The following is an 18,485-nucleotide window of genomic DNA, read 5'->3' as shown; positions in this document are numbered from 1 at the left end:
CAATTGAGGGAGTTGAGCCATGGATGCGCTCAGTTTCGCCCCGCCGCCGGTGTCAGAAGACGCCGAGAAGGTCCGCGCCGAGGTCCGTGAGTTCCTGAAAGTCGAACTGGCCAACCGCCCACCGTTTAAAAAGGCGGATTCGTGGAACGGTTCGGATCCGGAGTTCAGCCGCAAGATGGGCAAACGTGGCTGGATCGCCATGACCTGGCCGAAGCAATATGGCGGCCATGAGCGCAGCGCGCTCGAGCGCTATGTGGTGCTCGAAGAGATGCTCGCCGCCGGCGCGCCGGTCGCCGCCCACTGGATCGCCGACCGCCAGAGCGGGCCGTTGATCATGAAGGCAGGCACAGATGCGCAGAAGCAGGCCATCCTGCCGCGTATCGCGGCCGGCGAGTGCTATTTCTGCATCGGCATGAGCGAGCCAGACACCGGCTCCGACCTCGCTTCGGTCCGCACCCGCGCGGTGAAGACGGACGGCGGCTGGGTGGTCAATGGCACCAAGGTGTGGACCACCGGTGGCCATATCGCCCATTACATGATCCTGCTGTGCCGCACGGCGGAGCAGACCGCCAACCGGCATGAGGGTCTGACCCAGATGCTGGTCGACCTCAAGAACACCCCCGGCGTCGAGATCAACCCGATCATTGATCTCGCCGGCCAGCATCACTTCAATGAAGTGGTGTTCCGCGACGCCTTCATTGCGGATGAGGCGGTGCTGGGCAAGCCTGGCGACGGCTGGAAGCAGGTGACCAGCGAGCTGGCGCTGGAGCGCAGCGGGCCTGAGCGCTTCCTGTCGTCGTTCACCCTGCTGGTCGAGCTGGTGCGGGCGCTGGGACCAGACCCGTCGCCGGCGGCGCGCATCGCCATCGGCCGGCTGGTGGCCCACATCTACACGCTGCGGCGGCTGTCGCGCTCGGTGGCCGGCATGCTGCAGCGCGGCGATGACCCGGCCATCCAGGCGGCGCTGGTCAAGGATCTGGGCGCGCTGGTCGAGCAGGAGATCCCCGAGATCGCCCGCAACCTCATCGCCGCCGAGCCAGACGCCAAATCCACCAGCGATTTCGTCGCCGTGCTGGCCCACACCGTGCTCAACGCCCCGTCGTTCTCGCTGCGTGGCGGCACCCGCGAGATCCTGCGTGGCATGATCGCGCGCGGCCTCGGCCTGCGCTGATCGTCACGCATCACCCCGTACCGCGCCCGGGGCGTAAGGCCCCGGCGTCTGGGCATGAGCCGCCGCTCAGGCGTTCATGCGCCCCATCTTTCGCCGGTCGCGAGCTTGCCAGGCCACAGGGTCTGGGCGCCGCGCGCTGGCCCCGTCAACTGGAAGGAAGCCCCATGCAGTCGCCGCTCGATTACGCCCAGGATGGCCCAATCGTCACGCTCACCATGAACCTGCCGGACGTGCGCAACGCCATCTCCTCCGAAGAGATGATCGACGCGCTGGAGGACGCCTGCGCCCGCATGAACGCGGACATGAGCGTGCGCGTCGCCATTCTCACTGGCGCCGGCCCGTCGTTTTCGTCGGGCGGCAACGTCAAGAAGATGAGCGGCGAGGGCGGCCTGTCCGACAAGCTGCCAGCCCAGACGCGGCGCAATTACAAGCTCGGCATCCAGCGCATCCCGCTGGCCTTCGACAAGCTCGAAGTGCCGGTGATCGCCGCCGTCAATGGCCACGCCATCGGGGCCGGTTGTGACCTGGCCTGCATGTGCGACATCCGCATCGCCGGTGAGAGCGCCAAATTCGCCGAGAGCTTCGTCAAGCTCGGCATCATCCCCGGTGACGGCGGCGCCTGGCTGCTGCCGCGCGTCGTTGGTTACTCCAAGGCCTGCGAGATGGCGCTGACCGGCGATATGGTCGACGCCGCCGAGGCGCGGGAGATCGGCCTCGTGTCGAAGGTAGTGCCCGACGCGGAGCTGCTCGACGCCGCCCGCAGCCTGGCTGCGCGCATCGCCGCCAACCCGCCGCATGCGGTGCGCATGACCAAGGCGCTGATCCGCAAGGGCCAGGAGACCTCGCTGCCGGCGCTGCTCGATCTCTCCGCCGCCTATCAGGCGCTGTCGCACGCCACCGCTGACCATGAGGAAGCCATTTCGGCCTTCCTCGGCAAGCGCAAGCCGACCTTCACTGGCCAGTAAGCGGTCTTACTGATCGCGCCCGCGCCGGTGGCGCAGGCTGACGCAAGCGCCCTGGACCCATGGCCCGGGGCGCTCCTGTTTTGCGCCGCAGTTGCAGGCAGATTTGACCTTGATGCAACCAAAGCGGCGCAACGTCGCCGATCGCGCCATTGTTGCCATTTGGCAACGTCATGAACTGAAGCGATCTCAAGACGTTGCGTCAACGCAATCTCGCCTCAATGGGTTGGGAATGCTCGGGCTCATTTTCGCCACGTCGCGTCCCGGTCGCCATGGTTCCGTCACAGGCAGGCCGGCCAGCGCCTGAAACGAGCTTGCCGCAGCCAGCCCTGGCGCGCGGCGTCGTTCAGGTGGACGCACATCACTGGTCAGGGCGCGCGCGGGCTCCAGTCAGCCCTGCGCCCTGGCCGCAATCCAGGACCCGAGAGCATGATTGATCGTCGCCGTTTCCTGCTGGCCACGCCACTATTTCTGGCGGCCTGCGCTGACCGTTCGCGCCCGGAGCTGGCCGCGCCGCCACCGGTCGATCCTTATTACGCAAGGATCTACGGGCCGGTTGACGACGGACGCTTCCAGATCGAGGCGCTCGACCTGGCGACGGTCGATCCGCAGTTCCTGCGCCGCGAAGTGGACTATCCGACCCAGGAGCGTCCGGGCACCATCGTCGTCGATCCCACCAATCACTTCCTGTATCACGTGCGTGAGGGCGGCAAGGCCATGCGTTATGGCGTCGGCGTTGGCCGCGAGGGCTTCCGCTGGAACGGCGCGGCGACGATCGCCCGCAAGGCGGTGTGGCCGACCTGGACGCCGCCCGCCGCCATGGTCAAGCGCGACCCCAAGGCGCGGCCGTGGGCGAAGGGCATGCCGGGTGGTCCGGAAAATCCGATGGGTGCGCGCGCGCTATATCTGTACCAGGGCGGTCGCGACACCCTGTATCGCATCCATGGCACCAATGATCCGTCGACCATTGGCCTGTCGCTGTCCAGCGGCTGCATCCGCCTGCTCAATCAGGACATTATCCATCTGCACAGCCAGGTCCCGACCGGCACGCGCGTCGTGGTGCTGAAATATAACGGCCCGATGCTCGACGCCGAGCCGACCGATGAGGCGGTGCCGGATCAATATCGCAGCAGCGCCGCCGCTGGGACAGTGGTGGCCAGCGAGAACTGACCTGTCTCAGATAGCGCTATGATCGCAGAGCCGGCGGCCGTCCGCGGGCTCTGCGCAAATGGGTTGCCCAAGGGCCGACCCTTGTAGCGGCCAGCTGACCGGTGCGCGCGGGGGCGGCGTGCGCCCGCGTCAGTTGACCGGCGCGCGGCCGGAAGGTAACGCCGCAGTCATGACGGTTTCAATTGCATCTTCCGCCGTGGCCGAGGCGACGGCCCTTGCCGGCGAGGCGCCGCTCGCAGACGCGGCGGCCCCCGCGCGTCCGCTGCCGCCGGGCTTCAAACTGCTGCGCGTCGGCACGTATAACGACTTTCTGGCGCTCACTGGCCCGTTCGCCATGAAGCACGAGAATGGCGTGCTCAACCTCGGCTTCTACGTCGAGCAACGCCATTGCAATATCGCCGGCATCTGCCACGGCGGCATGATGTTGACCTTCGCCGACATCCAGATGGCCATCGCCGGCAAGCACCAGGAAGACCTGCAGGGCTTCCATATGACCGTGTCGCTGACCTGCGATTTCCTCGGCGGCGGCAAGCGCGGCGGCTGGATTGAGGGCCGCACCGAGGTCATCCGCAACGTCGACCGCTTCCTCTACACCCAATGCATCATCACCTGCGATGGCGAGCCGGTGCTGCGCGGCAATGCGGTGTTCCGCGAGGGCAAGGCGACGCCGGAGATGATGGAGCAGATGCGGCTGAAGCCATAATACCAGGATGCGAAGATGCTGACGCATCCGCATCCTGAAATGCTCAGGCGCCGCAAGGGCTTAGCCTGAACCCGACGAGTCACGCTCATCGGGTGCTGGTATAACACGACGCGCATTGTCAGGGCGCGCCGGACCGAACCGGCCGCCCCTGCGCCGCTCCAGCGCGACGACCAGGCGCCCAGACGCCCTGGCGCGTCGTCAGCCCCGGCGCGGCCGTCCGAGCTTCTCCGATAAAAAGATGCCGCCCAGCACCAGGGCGATCGCCGCCGCCTCATACAGCCCGAAGCGTTCGCCCAGCATCAGCACGCCCAGCGCTGCGCCGAACACCGGCGTCAGATTGAGGAAAACCGCGCTGCGGTCCGGGCCGATCAGTTCGACCGCCCGCATGTAGAACATCTGCGAGAACAGCGACGGGAAGATCGCGATGAACAGCAAGATGCTCAAGCCCTGCCAGTCGGTGGGCCAGATTACCCGGCCGAGCGCGATCTCCCCGGCCACCAGCGGCAGCGACGTCAGAAACGCCGCCAGCGCCATGCCAGCGAACAGCGTGGGGCCGGTGACCGCCGGTCGCTTGCCCAGCCCCACCGTATAGATGGCGTAAAGCACGCAGGCGATGAGGATCAGCACGTCGCCAAAATTCAGATCGAGCTGGCGCAGGCTTGCCAGATCGCCATGACTTGAGGCGATGGCGACGCCGGCCATGGTCATCACGAGGCCGGCGATCTGCACCGGCGTCACCCGCGCCCGGTTGATGAACACGCTGCCGACAAGAATCATCGCCGGCATGCTGCTCTGGAAGAGGGTGAGGTTGATGGCGCTGGTATAGGTGCCCGCCGCATAGAACAGCGCGTTGAACATGGTGTAGCCGACCGCGCCAAGAAACAGCACCGTCGGCCACGCCCGCGCCATGACGCGCCATTCACGCATAATTGCGCCGCGGAAAAACGTCGCCATCAGGCAAAGCACGATGGTCCAGCGCAGGCAGGTCAGCAGCATCGGCGAAATGTGCCCAGGGGCCAGGCGGCTCGCCACCGCATTGCCCGCCCAGATCAGCGTGGTGATGACGAGCAGCAGCGGCCCGTTGGAATAGAATGCAGCGCCGATGCGGCGGAGGGCGGTCATGGGCAAGGCCTTGGCGAGGAGCTGGGGCAAGAGAGCGGAGGCAAGAGAGCTGGGCAAGGGGGGCTGGGCGAGAGCGCGACAATGGTTTGGCGGTGGCGGTCAGGCCATCACGCGACCGCTCGAACCCAACATGTGGCTGGGCTTCGAACTTATGTGGCCAGGCTCCTGTCTCAAACATGTACCGATCGGCTGCATGCCTGGATGTCGCAGCCTAAGGGTTGCGAGCCGCGCAGCGCCTTTGGCTGTGGTTTCGCAGCACCGGGCTTACGCTGTTGACGACAGGCTGGCGACATGTTGGCGGGGCGGCGACTGATGACGACATGACCCCGGCGGTGTTCGACGTGTGGTTGGGCGCAGGTTTAGTGTTAGCTCGGAAAGGGTTCGGGCAGAACGTCGCACACTCGGGCGCGCGCCGCCATAAGGCGCATGCTTTCGCCCTGGCGCTACTGCCGGCAGGAGAGCGCGTTCGGCCACGTCGCCGCCGCACGGAAGATCGCCCCAGCTACGCCCGGCGCCGCCGTCCTCGGGCGTAGCCTTGCGTCCCCGGGGCGCGGCGCGGCGCAATCCGCGCCAGCGGCGCCCGAAAAATCCTCTGCATGGCGGCGCCCTGCGCTGCCCCGGGGCGACCACCGATGGGACGTCGCCGCGCAATGGCGGTGGCGACGCCTCGGCGCATCCGCCCTTGACCTCGGCGGCCGAATGAAGGAAAGGGAGGTGCAAGACCCTGGCCTTGCGCCGGGGTTTTTTTGTGGAGGCCATTAGCACATGGACCTCCGGACGATCGGACAATCAGAGAGTTCGCGATGACCAATGTCGTGGTGGTGGGCGCCCAGTGGGGCGACGAAGGAAAAGGCAAGATCGTTGACTGGCTCTCGGAGCAGGCCGACGTCGTCGTGCGTTTTCAGGGCGGCCATAATGCCGGCCACACCCTTGTCATCGACGGCGTGACCTACAAGCTGGCGCTTCTGCCCTCGGGCATCGTGCGCAAGGGCAAATTGTCGGTGATCGGCAATGGCGTCGTGGTCGATCCATGGCACCTGGTCGAGGAAATCGCCAAGCTCACCGGCCAGGGCGTGGCGATCACCCCGGACAATCTGAAGATCGCCGACAACGCCACGCTGATTCTGCCGCTGCACCGCCAGCTGGACGAGCTGCGCGAGAGCGCTTCCGAAGGCCTCAAGATCGGCACCACCAAGCGTGGTATTGGCCCGGCCTATGAGGACAAGGTTGGCCGTCGCGCCATCCGCGTCGTCGACCTCGCCGACATCGGCGCGCTGCCGGCCAAGGTGGAGCGCCTGCTGGCGCATCACAATGCGCTGCGCCGTGGCCTTGGCATCGCCGAACTCGACGGCGCCGAGCTGATCGCCGCCCTGGCCGAGATCGCGCCGAAGATCCTGCCCTTCGTCGACACCGTCTGGGCCCGCCTCGACGCCATGCGTCGCGATGGCCGCCGCATCCTGTTCGAAGGCGCCCAGGGCGCGCTGCTCGATATCGACCACGGCACCTATCCCTTCGTCACCTCCTCGAACATCGTCGCCGCCCAGGCTGCGACCGGCTCGGGTCTTGGCCCGTCGGCAATCGGCTATGTGCTGGGCATCGCCAAGGCCTACACCACCCGCGTCGGCGGCGGCCCGTTCCCGACCGAACTCAACGATGAGATCGGCGAGCTGCTCGGCACGCGCGGCAAGGAATTCGGCGTCAACACCGGGCGCAAGCGTCGCTGCGGCTGGTTCGACGCAGCCCTCGTGCGCCAGACCGTGCGCACGTCGGGCATCCACGGCCTGGCTCTGACCAAGCTGGACATTCTGGATGGATTTGAGACTATCCGGGTCTGCGTGGGCTATGATCTTGACGGTCGGCGAATCGACTATCTGCCGGCTGGTCAGGCCGAGCAGGAGCGCGTGAAGCCGATCTATGAAGAGATCGAAGGCTGGTCCCAATCGACCGCCGGCGCCCGCAGCTGGGCGGAGCTCCCTGCGCAGGCGGTCAAATATGTCCGCCGCATTGAAGAGCTCGTCGGCGCGCCGGTTTCGGTGTTGTCGACCAGCCCTGAGCGCGATGATACCATCCTGGTGCACAATCCATTCGAGGGTTGACATCCTGACAGGCGGGAGCGATTCCAGCAGCCATGGCGGACTTTTATCCTCTGTTGGATCGGGCCATCCGCGGCCTGCCGGACAATACACCTGAAGCGCGCAACGCCCTGTTTGCGCGCGCTAGGGATGTGCTTATCGCCCAGCTGCGGGGCATCGACCCGCCGCTGGCCGAGGAGGATATCGCCCACGAGCTGTCGGCGCTCAATGAGGTGATCGCCCGCATCGAGCGTGAGCAGGCGGCGCAGGTTGCTGCGCCTTCGCCTGCCGCCGCCGCTGCGTCGCCGCAGGTCCCCCAGCCGCCTCTTGCCCCCCAGCTGCCGCTTGCCGCCGCGCCGCCTCCTGCTGCCTCGTCGCCACTTGCCGCCACGCCGCCGCAAGCCCAATCCGCGCCGTCCGTGACGCCGCCGGTGCGCCCTGCGCCGCCGCCGGCGCCGCCCGCCGCTACGCCGTCACCGGCGACCCAGCCGGGCGTTGCTGGAGCTGGCGCTACGCACGGTCCTACAGTCGCCACGCCTGGCGCGCGCCCTGGCGTCGCCGCCCCATTGTCCGGCGCAGGCTCGCCGCCCGCCCAGCAGACGGTGTCCGAGGCAGGCGTAAAGCCGCCGCCGTCGCAATTGGGGCATACCGCTATTCGTCCATCGGGCGCAGCTCCGGCTGCTGCCGGGGCTGCTGCTGCGGCAGCCTCAGCCGCGTCTGCGCCGCGCCCCGCCGCTGACGTCGCCGCCCCGGCGCGTTCTGGCTCTGACGCCGCAAGCAGCGACGCCGCAGGTAAAGAGACCGGCTTGCGCGCCCCGGCCCCTGCCGCCTCCGGCAATGGCCGCCGCAATCTCATCATTGGCGGCGTGCTCGCTGTCGCCCTGCTCGGCGTCGCTGGCGTCGCTTATTGGGCCAACAAGGTGAACGCCCCGACGCCGCAGGTCGCCGATCCGGCGCCTGCAGCCCCGACGGATCCGTCGTCGGATCAGAAATTCGCCCAGCGGGTGGATGGCGCCACGCAGAACCAGCCTGCCGCCCAGCCCGGCCAGGCGGTGGAAGGCGTGCAACGCGCCATCCTTTATGAGGAATCGCCTGACAATCCGCAGACGCCGCGCGTGCTGCAGGGTTCGGTGAAATGGCGCATGGATTCGGAGAATCCTGGCGACAACAAGCCGCTAGACAACGTGGTCCGGGCTGATGTCAGCATCCCCGAGGCCGGTCTCGACCTGCTGATCACCATGCGAAAGAACAATGACGCCGCGCTGCCAGCCTCGCATCTGATGGAGCTGACCTTCCGCCGCACCGCCGAAGGCGAGGGGCGCGTGATCCGTGACGTCGGCGTGCCTCAGTTCAAGACCGAAGAGAACGCCCGTGGGGTGCCGCTGGCCGGCCTGCCGGTGGCGGTGTCGGAATCGGTGTTCCTGGTCGGCCTGTCCAATCTGCCCAACGATATCGAACGCAACGTCGACCTGATCCGCAACCGCCCGTGGATTGATCTGCCGGTTCGCTATGACAATGGCCGCCGCGCGGTGATCGCCCTCGAAAAGGGCGCGGAAGGTCAGCGGGTGCTGAACGAAGCCTTCGGCTCCTGGGCGCCAGCGCAATAAGGTTTCAGGGCGCTTGAGCCCGACGCCGGACCTGCGTCGCCGCGAGGTTTGCTTACGGGCGCAGGGCGAGGCTATCGCCTTGTCAGCGTTAGCTCTCCACGCCGATCTGCGCGCCGCCCAGCTTGATCCACGAAAAAAAGCCCGCGACTGGCGGGCTTTTTGCTGGGCGTGTGTCGCCGAATAGTCGTGTCTGCCAGGCGGTCCCGGTTAACGCGTCGCCAGCTGCGGACGCTTACGGACGTCGCCGCCTTCGATGCCGGCCAGTGAGCGCTTGACCGCCTCCTGCACTTTCTCAAACGCCCGCACCTCGATCTGGCGCACGCGCTCGCGGGAGACGCCGAACTCGCCGGATAGCTCCTCAAGCGTGATCGGATCATCGGCGAGGCGGCGGGCCTCGAAGATGCGCCGTTCGCGCTCATTGAGCACGTCGAGGGCCTGGGTCAGCGCCAGATGGCGATTGTCCTTCTCTTCCTGCTCGACCAGCAGATGTTCCTGGCTGGCGCTGTCGTCCACCAGCCAGTCCTGCCATTCGCCATCGCCTTCACCGCCGGCGCGCAGCGGTGAGTTGAGCGAGGCGTCGCCGCCGAGGCGGCGGTTCATGTCGATTACATCCTGCTCAGGCACGCCGAGCTGGGTCGCGATATACGCCACATGTTCAGGCTTCAGGTCGCCGTCTTCCAGCGCGGAGATGCGGCTCTTGGCCTTGCGCAGGTTAAAGAACAGCTTCTTCTGATTGGCGGTGGTGCCCATTTTCACCAGCGACCAGGAGCGCAGGATATATTCCTGGATCGCCGCCTTGATCCACCACATGGCGTAGGTGGCCAGCCGGAAGCCCTTCTCGGGCTCGAAGCGTTTCACCGCCTGCATCAGGCCGACATTGCCCTCGGACACCACCTCAGCCACCGGCAGGCCGTAACCGCGGTAGCCCATGGCGATCTTGGCGACCAGGCGAAGATGTGAGGTAACGAGCTTGTGCGCAGCCTCACGATCCTCCTGATCTCGCCAGCGTTTGGCGAGGTCATATTCTTCCTGGGGCTGCAACATCGGAAACTTGCGGATTTCGTCGAGATAGCGCGAAAGTCCGCCTTCGTTCGCAAGAACTGGCATCGATGTGGTGGCCATAGCACACTCCTTTCGCGCCCCCCTTCGGGCAGGCGCATGTACGGTCGCCGTTGTGGCCGACCGCAGAACGTAATGGTCTCCGTCCAGAATGGCTGAAAATTGACCGGATCGCCACCATAACGTGGCGCAGGCCCTGGACCGTCGAGGTCGTGCGTTCTGCGGCGTCAGCTGTGACGCTGGCGCTGGCAGCCGTCTGCCCGCTCTAAACCTAGCGATTGCCGGCGGCTGTGCGGTGCGCTGCCGCACCTCACGGATCGTGCGCGGGCCGCCGCGGCGGCCGACGAGGTGGGTGGCTTTGGCCCGCTCTGGGCTCGCGGTCTTTGCACACGCCTTGCTCGGCAGGCGTGGATCAATCCGAAAGCGCAGCGTCCAGTATGGCGATGAGCGTCGCCAGATCGTCAGGCGGCGACGCTTCAAATGTCATGGTCTCGCCGCTGGTCGGATGGGCGAAACCGAGCAGGCAGGCATGTAGCGCCTGTCGACCCAGAAGTTGCAGCGCCTGTTGCGCTTCTGTCGGCAATCTGTTCGCGCGGGTGCTGAAGCCGGCCCCATACAGCGGGTCGCCGAGCAGGGGGTGGCCGATCGCCGCCATGTGCACGCGAATCTGATGGGTGCGACCGGTCTCGAGTGAACAACGCACCAGCGACGCCACCGGTTCCCGTTGCTTGCTGGCGTCATTTGCGAAGGGCCCGTAATGATGCTCCACGCTGACATGGGTGATCGCCTCGCGGCCCGCGCCCTCCTTGACCACGACAATCTTCTCGCGATTGTGCACGCTGCGCGCCAGCGGCTTGCTGATGGTCAGACGCGCCGGCTGCGGCGCGCCCCAGGCCAGCGCCAGATAGGCGCGTTGCAGCGGCCCGCTGCGACCATGGTCGGCGAATTGCGCCGACAGCGCCTGATGGGCGCGATCATGCTTGGCCACCACCATCACGCCGGACGTGTCCTTGTCGAGTCGGTGGACGATGCCAGGCCGACGCACCCCGCCGACGCCCGACAGGCTGTCGCCGCAATGGGCGAGCAGGGCGTTGACCAGCGTGTCGTCATGGTGCCCGGCGGCCGGATGCACCACCATGCCCGCCGGCTTGTTGAGCACGATAAGGTCCGCGTCCTCATGGAGAATGTCGAGCGGTATAGCCCGGGCGACAGGCAGCGCCGGCTCCGGCTCGGGCAGCGCCAGCGCCAGCGTCGCCCCTGCGGTCACCTTGGCCGACGGCGTCGCCACCACCACGCCATCAACTGACACGCCGCCAGCCCGCACAACCTGCTGCAAACGACTGCGCGACAGCTCAGGGAAATGGCTGGCCAGCAGGCGGTCAAGCCTTCCCGCTTCCTCCACCGTCACGCAGACTTGCTGACCAGGCGCGATATCGGTGGGCGCTGGCGCGTTGCGCGCTGCAGCCGGCGCCGCATCCTGCCTGTCGTCAGCCTCAGTGATCGTCTTGCGTCGGCTCGCCAAGGTAAGTTCCAGCTTTGCTCGGAGCCCCGCGCCAGCCTGGATCAGGCGGCATCGTGACGTGCATTTATCGGAGTAGCGGAAGCCGCCGCTATTGGTGGACGCCGCTGGCGTCACCTGAGGGCGACCGCCATTGAGCCGCAGCATTAGAGCATGCGGCGCAGGAATTGAACCTGAACGTGTAGCCTGATGTCCGCCGCCGCCCTGGCTCCGCCCGCAACAGCAGCCGCGACCACCGTTGCCGCAGCGATGCGCAATGCACATGCGGCATGCGGCTGTCGGGCGCCAGCGCACCTGCGTGTTGCGCAGCCAACGGCAAGCCACGGAAATGTTGAGCAAAATCGCGGTCCCTGCGCTCTTATCCCAACGTCAGAGCGCCGCCTGTGCACAGGAAAACGCGGAAACCGCTTGAAACCACGCGAAAGGCTGGCTATACGCCATCTCACCGCAGCGGCTCCCATCGTCTAGCGGTCCAGGACGTCGCCCTCTCACGGCGAAAACAGGGGTTCGAGTCCCCTTGGGAGCGCCACGCGCCTTGCTTGATCCGGTCGCCATATGGCGGCGCGTGTGATCGTTGTGCTGGCGAAGCGGTTGTATCAATTCCACAAATTGATTGGTTGGTCCGGGCGTTTGGCCTGGCTTCATCGCCTGTCGTCGCGCAACCAGGCCTCCTGTCAGGCGCTCAGGCGGCGGCGCGGCGTAGGGTTGCGTATTCTTCGCAGATGACGTCGCTGATGCGGATGAAGTGATCGGCCAGCGGGCTGGTCTTGCGCCAGATCATGCCGATGGTGCGGCTGGGACCTGGGGCGGGCAGGCGGGTGATGTGGACGTCGGCGCTGGCGGTTTCGCTGGGGGCGGCCATTTCAGGAATCAGCGTGACGCCGATGCCGGCGTCGACCATGCGCACCAGCGTCGACAGGGACGAGCCTTCCATCAGATCCTTCACCACCCCCGGCCGGATATTGCAGAAGCTCAGCGCCTGGGCGCGGAAACAGTGCCCCTCTTCCAGCAACAGCAGGCGCATCTCGCGCAGTTCCTCCAGATCAGGTGGCGGCATGTCGCTGTCGGCGGCCGGGCGCACCAGGATGAATTCCTCGTCGAACAGCCGGTGCTCGTGCAGCAGCGGCTCGGAGACCGGCAGTGCCACTACGGCGCAGTCAAGCACGCCGTCATTGAGATCGCGGATGAGTTTTTGCGTCACGGCCTCGCGCGGGCGCAGGTCGACGCCCGGAAACAGCGTCATCAGCTGCTTCAGCACCGACGGCAGCAGGTAGGGGGCCACGGTGGGGATCATGCCGATGCGCAGCTTGCCGATCAGCCCCTGGCCGGAGGCGCGCGCCAGGTCCTCCAGCTCATCCACCGATTGCAGGATCTCGCCGGCGCGAATGGCGAAGGATTCGCCAAGGCTGGTCAGCCGGATCTGCCGGTGATCGCGCTCAACCAGCTGCGCCTGCAGTTGCTCCTCCAGATCGCGGATTTGCAGGGACAGCGCCGGCTGGCTGATGGCGCATGCCTCCGCTGCCCGGCCGAAATGCCTGTGCTGGGCGAGGGCGGCGAAGTAGCGCAGGTGCTTGAGCGAAATCATAAGGTAAGCTTATCAAGCTGATTTGAAAATTCAAGTTCCTATTATTGGTCGCGTGGGCTAGAACCGCTCCAGACAAAGCACGGCACAGCGAAGCCAGCGGTTCTTGGCCGCGGCCTGACGAAGGGGATGAACATGGACAACCAGGACAACCGCAACGCGGGCAAATGCCCGGTGATGCACGGCGGCATGACCACCACCGGCGCCTCCGTCACCGCTTTCTGGCCGAATGCACTGAACCTTGACATCCTGCATCAGCACGATGCCAAGACCAATCCGCTCGGCGGCCAGTTTAACTACCGCGAAGAGCTGAAGAAGCTCGACGTTGAGGCGTTGCGTGCTGACCTTCTGGCGCTGATGACCGACAGCCAGGACTGGTGGCCGGCCGATTGGGGTAGCTATGTAGGCGCCATGGCGCGCATGACCTGGCACGCCGCCGGCTCCTACCGCAACACCGACGGCCGCGGCGGCGCCGGCACGGGCAACCAGCGCTTCGCCCCGCTGAACTCGTGGCCGGACAACGCCAACACCGACAAGCCGCGTCGCCTGCTGTGGCCGATCAAGAAGAAGTACGGCAACCGCGTCAGCTGGGCCGATCTGATCGCTTTCGCCGGCACCGTCGCCTATGAGAAGGCCGGTCTGAAGACCTTCGGCTTCGCCTTTGGCCGCGAAGACATCTGGGCCCCCGAGAAGGACACCTATTGGGGCGACGAGAAGGAATGGCTGCCGCCGTCCGACACGCGCTATGGCGACGTCAACGACGCCAAATCGCTGGAGAACCCGCTCGCCGCCGTGCAGATGGGCCTGATCTACGTCAACCCGGAAGGCGTCAACGGCCAGCCTGACCCGCTGAAGACCGCCGCCATGATGCGCGAGACCTTTGCGCGTATGGGCATGAACGATGAGGAGACCGTGGCGCTGACCGCTGGCGGTCACACCATCGGCAAGGGCCATGGCAATGGCGACGCCGCCAACCTCAGCCCTGCGCCAGAAGGCGCGGATCTGGAGTTCCAGGGCCTCGGCTGGATGAACACCAAGGGCCGTGGCATTGGCCGCGACCAGGTGGTCTCGGGCATCGAGGGCGCGTGGACCACGCATCCGACCGTCTGGGACAATGGCTTCTTCGAGATGCTGTTCAACCACGAGTGGGAGCTGCGCAAGTCGCCGGCGGGCGCATGGCAGTATGAGCCGGTGGCCATCGCCGACGCCGACAAGCCGGCTGACGTGGAAGATCCGGCGATCCGCCACAACCCGATGATGACCGACGCCGACATGGCGCTGAAGGTTGACCCGATCTATCGCGAGATCTCGCTGCGCTTCCGCAACGACTTCAACGCGTTCTCGGATGCGTTCGCCCGCGCCTGGTTCAAGCTGACCCACCGCGACATGGGTCCGAAGTCGCGCTATGTCGGCCCTTACGTGCCGGCTGAAGACCTGCTGTGGCAGGATCCGGTGCCGGCAGGCGCGACCGACTACGACGTCGTCGCGGTCAAGGCCCGTATCCTGGCGGCTGGCGTGCCGGCGGCTGATCTGATCGCCACCGCCTGGGACAGCGCCCGCACCTTCCGTGGGTCCGACAAGCGCGGCGGCGCCAATGGCGCCCGTATCCGGCTTGCGCCGCAGAAGGACTGGGCCGCCAACGAGCCGGCGCGTCTGGCCCGCGTGCTCGCCGCGCTGGAGCCGATCGCCGCCGACACGGGCGCCAGCATTGCTGACGTCATCGTGCTGGCTGGCAATGTCGCCGTCGAGCAGGCCGCAAAGGCTGCTGGCTTCGATGTCAGCGTGCCATTCGCGCCGGGTCGTGGCGACGCCACCCAGGAGCAGACCGACGTCGAATCCTTCGCCGTGCTGGAGCCGGTGGCTGATGGCTTCCGCAACTTCCAGAAGGAGCGCTTCATCGTTGGTCCGGAAGAGCTGATGCTCGACAAGGCCCAGCTGCTGGGGCTGACCGCCACCGAGATGACCGTGCTGGTCGGCGGCCTGCGCGCCCTGGGCGCCAATTACGCCGGCGGCAAGGATGGCGTGTTCACCGATCGTGTCGGCGCGCTGACGAATGACTTCTTCGTCAATCTGACCGACATGAACTACAGCTGGGTTCCGACCGGCGCGAACAAATATGACATTCGCGACCGCAAGACCGGCGAAGTGAAGTGGACGGCGACCCGCGCCGACCTCGTGTTTGGCTCGAACTCGATCCTGCGCGCCTATGCCGAGATCTACGCCCAGGACGACAACGCCGAGAAGTTCGTAAAGGACTTCGTGGCGGCCTGGACGAAGGTGATGAACGCCGACCGCTTCGATCTCGTCTGAGGTTGGCGCAGCGTCCGCTCCTACCCGGGAGCAGCTGGCGCGAAAGCTTACGGCTGATGCATAGTGAAGGCCCGCAGTTCGCTGCGGGCCTTTCCACTTTCTGGCCCCTTATGGCCACGAGCGACCGCGCCCGGGCCGCATCGTCAGAAGGAACGCTCAACCCGGCATATGACGATGAGGTCTGGCTTGCGATCTGCCTTCTCCAGCATGTCAGGCAGGGACGCCAGGCTGTGCCCCCAGTGGCCGACATAGCGCACCTGCCGGAAGGTCGCGTTGAAATAGGGCCGCAGCCCGGTGGTCAAGCTGTCGCCGACCATCCAGACGTACGTGTCTGACGGGGCGTTGTCATTGCGCGAAAGAGATACTGGGCCGAACGGGGTCCCCGCAGGTCCAGGCAGCGGCTGTTCCTGCCAGTGCGCAGGTGGATCAAAATTCACGCCCCAGCTGTCATTGTGGCCTGGCGGAAAATCCTTGCGGCCGGAGATGTCGATGAGGTCGCCAGGGCGCGGCGCCGCCGGGGTGAAGGTCACTTGCGGCGTCGGGGCGCCGACCATTTCTGCGAGGCCGCGAAACGCCAGCCACGCGCCTTTCGGGTTCCAGTGCGTGTCCGTCTGATAGTAGAGCAGGCCATCGCCCTTGCCGGCGTGCAGCGCCTGGGTGGGCTCATGGATGCGCAAATTGGCGATCTGCCGCAGCGGGGCCAGCGCCAGGTCGATGTAGCGGATAGGCGAAGGGCGCAGCCGGTCCGGCAGATGCTCCGGGTAGATGCTGGACTTGTTGGGGCCAATGAGCAGCGCCACGCCTGCGCCATAGCGCGCGGCCGTCGCGGTGATCTGCTGCAACTGACTGGCGAGCGTCGTAAGCTGCGCCGGGTCGGGCTCCAGCGCCAGCTTCAGTTTGGCGACCGTATTGTCATGGCCGTCGCCCAAAAACAGCCAGTTGTTCTTGCCTTCAAACCAGTAAAGCGATGGCCCCAATGCGTGCTGGTAGCCGCGGCGCACGTGCGCCAGCTGCTCGGCGCCATGGCTGGCGATCAGGTCCACTCTGCTTGCCAGCAGACCGGCGCAGGCGAGGCTGGCCAGGGCGAGGCACGGGGCCGCCACGGTGCGTCGCCAGCCCAGTTCGCTGCGACGGAACAGCGATTCAATGTAGCGAACGCTGAGCCACGCCAGGCCGATGGAGGCCGCCACCGCCAGCAGGCGCACGCTGACAGGCGGGGCCTTGCCGTAGATGATGCGCAAATAGGTCAGCACCGGCCAGTGCCACAGATACAGCGAGTAGCTGATCAGGCCGATCCACACCGCTGGCGCCGACGACAGGATGCGGGCGTTGAGCCATGCGCCAGGTCCGGCGGCGATGATCAGCACCGCGCCGGCGACAGGGATCGCCGCCCAATAACCGGGGAAATGCATGTCCTTGCGAATGCCGGCATAGGCGAAGACGAGCAGGGCGCAACCGGCGGCTGACAGAATGTCTGCCGTTCGCCCGCTCAATTGCGGTTGGCGATACCGCATCACCCAGGCCAGCAGGCCGCCGCAGATCAGCTCCCAGAAGCGGGTGAACGGCGCATAGAACGCCACCACGGGCTCGCGCGTGATCAGATAAACATTGGCGTAGAATGACAGCGCGGCGACGACAAGGATCAGCCAGAGCGCCCACCGCCTGATTTTCCACACGCCCCACAGCAGTAACGGCCAGAAAATATAGAACTGCTCTTCAATGCCGAGGCTCCACAAGTGCAGCAATGGCTTGATGTCGGCGGCGCGGTCAAGATATCCGGCCTCACCCATCAGCGCGACATTCGACAGGAATACAGCGCCAGCGGCGACATGGCGCCCCAGCTGATTGAGCTCGTCGGCTGACAACAGCAGCCAGCCCGCGACAAGGCTCGCCAGCAACACCACAGCGAGGGCCGGGAAAATGCGCCGCACGCGTCGGGCATAAAAAATGCCGAAGCTGAAATCGCCGCTATCCCGACCTTGGAAAATAATGCTCGAGATCAGAAAGCCAGAGATGACGAAGAACACGTCGACGCCGGTGAAACCACCTGGCGCGATCGCCGGAAAAGCGTGAAACACCACGACGGACAGCACGGCGACAGCGCGCAGACCATCAATATCGGGCCGATAAACCAGGGGGGAGGCATGTGACATGGACGCGAACATCAGGCTGGCGTGCTCAACGAGCCGCGCATGCGCCAATCCCTGGCGCCGCCGACAATCGGCGCTGTCTGCAGGAAAGCTGGCGTGGTGAGACAATACTGGGCCTGTTAAATTAACGCCCAGTTGTGGTGTGCGCCCGATCTAATGGCCGATGGCCGCGAATGTCCAGTTGTTGCGCGTATTTTTCGTATCGCCCGAAAATTTAAAAGCCTTGAACATTGTATTTGCGGCAAAATGTTCACGGCGCCGGTCGCGCTATGCCGCCTGTACGAGGTTGATGCTTGCGTCGTCGCAAACAGCGCGCCGGGATCAGCCGGACGACTTGAGTAACGGTGATCACGCGCCGTCACTTCTTCGGAAACGGGGTGGCGATGGGCGCCTCGGGTGGATGTCGCGACAGGGCCGGGTGTCCAGGCGGGGCGAAGTATTCATTATCCTGTGGGAGGCCGATCCGCCTGTCTTCAGGCGCAAGGCCGCGTCATGCACATGGCCAATAAGGCGCGGGCGGCTCGCCAGTCCAACCGCGCGCGGTTGTTGCGTCAAACCAGAACCCGATGCGTATGACCCATTGGGTTCTGGTTAGGCCCGTGCGGCGCCTGAGCATGGCAGGATGCGGATGCGTCAGCATCGTCGCATCCTGGCGTCAGGGGGTGATTACTTCACCGAACAACTCCCACACTTTGCCATTGAAACGTTGCAGTTGCAGGCTCTTCAGCGGGTAGTAATCGGTGGGCGTGGTGTGCAGCTTGATGCCAGGCAGCAGCATCGGCACGCGGAAGTCGAGGCTGGCGGCCTGTTTCATGATGCCGTCACGGGTCAGGTTGTCGCCGGCTTTCTCCAGCATCCGGGTCACGGTTGCGGCGACGACATAGCCGTAGACATTGCCGGAATCGAGCAGATTGCCGTCTGGATGGTGCCTGGCCATGAAGGCGCGCCATTCATTGGTTTCCGGATCGTCTTTCCACTGCGGATCAGTCGGATCTTTCAGGTAATTGGCGGTGATAATGTCTTTTGACGCCTCCAGTCCCGCTGGTTGTAACACCATG

At 65.7% G+C, this 18,485-nt stretch carries 12 protein-coding genes, 1 tRNA gene and 1 pseudogene; 8 read left to right on the top strand and 6 right to left on the bottom strand.

The window, feature by feature from the left end; all coding sequences use genetic code 11:
- Positions 1 to 19: 19 nt before the first annotated feature.
- The 4 genes from AC6A67_RS05710 (at position 20) to AC6A67_RS05695 (ending at position 4,006) form a co-directional block, all read left to right on the top strand.
- Positions 20 to 1,171: an acyl-CoA dehydrogenase family protein gene (locus tag AC6A67_RS05710; RefSeq protein WP_498035587.1), complete on the top strand. Its 1,152-nt coding sequence runs from the start codon at positions 20 to 22 to the stop codon at positions 1,169 to 1,171.
- Positions 1,172 to 1,335: 164 nt separating this feature from the next.
- Complete coding sequence (locus AC6A67_RS05705) at positions 1,336 to 2,136, top strand: crotonase/enoyl-CoA hydratase family protein (RefSeq protein WP_498035586.1); 801 nt, start codon at positions 1,336 to 1,338, stop codon at positions 2,134 to 2,136.
- Between the two features lie 426 nt (positions 2,137 to 2,562).
- Positions 2,563 to 3,303 carry a L,D-transpeptidase gene (locus tag AC6A67_RS05700; RefSeq protein ID WP_498035585.1) on the top strand — a complete coding sequence of 247 codons (741 nt, stop codon included), beginning with the start codon at positions 2,563 to 2,565 and terminating at the stop codon, positions 3,301 to 3,303.
- Positions 3,304 to 3,472: 169 nt separating this feature from the next.
- Positions 3,473 to 4,006: a PaaI family thioesterase gene (locus AC6A67_RS05695; RefSeq protein ID WP_498035584.1), complete on the top strand. Its 534-nt coding sequence runs from the start codon at positions 3,473 to 3,475 to the stop codon at positions 4,004 to 4,006.
- A 198-nt stretch (positions 4,007 to 4,204) separates the two neighbouring features.
- Here AC6A67_RS05695 and AC6A67_RS05690 read toward each other — a convergent pair whose 3' ends face one another.
- Complete coding sequence (locus AC6A67_RS05690; protein WP_498035583.1) at positions 4,205 to 5,128, bottom strand: DMT family transporter; 924 nt, start codon at positions 5,126 to 5,128, stop codon at positions 4,205 to 4,207.
- Between the two features lie 803 nt (positions 5,129 to 5,931).
- Between AC6A67_RS05690 and AC6A67_RS05685 the strand changes: the two genes are divergently transcribed.
- On the top strand, positions 5,932 to 7,224 hold the full coding sequence (locus AC6A67_RS05685) for an adenylosuccinate synthase (protein ID WP_498035582.1): 1,293 nt from the start codon (positions 5,932 to 5,934) through the stop codon (positions 7,222 to 7,224).
- Between the two features lie 32 nt (positions 7,225 to 7,256).
- Positions 7,257 to 8,807, top strand: a complete 1,551-nt coding sequence (locus tag AC6A67_RS05680) for a hypothetical protein (protein ID WP_498035581.1) — start codon at positions 7,257 to 7,259, stop codon at positions 8,805 to 8,807.
- Positions 8,808 to 9,014: 207 nt separating this feature from the next.
- On the opposite strand, the gene rpoH is transcribed toward AC6A67_RS05680, so the two are convergent.
- Together rpoH and AC6A67_RS05670 are read right to left on the bottom strand one after the other, a co-directional pair.
- Positions 9,015 to 9,929, bottom strand: coding sequence for an RNA polymerase sigma factor RpoH (rpoH, locus tag AC6A67_RS05675; RefSeq protein ID WP_498035580.1), 915 nt, complete (start codon positions 9,927 to 9,929; stop codon positions 9,015 to 9,017).
- Between the two features lie 349 nt (positions 9,930 to 10,278).
- Positions 10,279 to 11,298 carry an RluA family pseudouridine synthase gene (locus tag AC6A67_RS05670; protein WP_498035728.1) on the bottom strand — a complete coding sequence of 340 codons (1,020 nt, stop codon included), beginning with the start codon at positions 11,296 to 11,298 and terminating at the stop codon, positions 10,279 to 10,281.
- A 540-nt stretch (positions 11,299 to 11,838) separates the two neighbouring features.
- On the opposite strand from AC6A67_RS05670, the gene AC6A67_RS05665 reads away from it, so the two are divergent.
- Positions 11,839 to 11,914 (top strand) — tRNA-Glu (locus AC6A67_RS05665).
- A 153-nt stretch (positions 11,915 to 12,067) separates the two neighbouring features.
- Here AC6A67_RS05665 and AC6A67_RS05660 read toward each other — a convergent pair.
- On the bottom strand, positions 12,068 to 12,970 hold the full coding sequence (locus tag AC6A67_RS05660) for a LysR substrate-binding domain-containing protein (RefSeq protein WP_498035579.1): 903 nt from the start codon (positions 12,968 to 12,970) through the stop codon (positions 12,068 to 12,070).
- Between the two features lie 132 nt (positions 12,971 to 13,102).
- Here AC6A67_RS05660 and katG point away from each other — a divergent pair, with 132 nt between their 5' ends.
- On the top strand, positions 13,103 to 15,277 hold the full coding sequence (gene katG / locus AC6A67_RS05655; RefSeq protein ID WP_498035578.1) for a catalase/peroxidase HPI: 2,175 nt from the start codon (positions 13,103 to 13,105) through the stop codon (positions 15,275 to 15,277).
- A gap of 143 nt (positions 15,278 to 15,420) precedes the next feature.
- On the opposite strand, the gene AC6A67_RS05650 is transcribed toward katG, so the two are convergent.
- Both AC6A67_RS05650 and AC6A67_RS05645 read right to left on the bottom strand, forming a co-directional pair.
- Positions 15,421 to 17,430, bottom strand: coding sequence for an acyltransferase family protein (locus AC6A67_RS05650; protein ID WP_498035577.1), 2,010 nt, complete (start codon positions 17,428 to 17,430; stop codon positions 15,421 to 15,423).
- A 652-nt stretch (positions 17,431 to 18,082) separates the two neighbouring features.
- Positions 18,083 to 18,485, bottom strand: a pseudogene (locus tag AC6A67_RS05645) (ABC transporter substrate-binding protein); the annotation flags it as partial.

The organism is Camelimonas sp. FR25 (assembly GCF_059740505.1).
The sequence above is the reverse complement of the archived record's forward strand: the minus strand, read 5'-3'. Positions and strand labels throughout refer to the sequence as shown.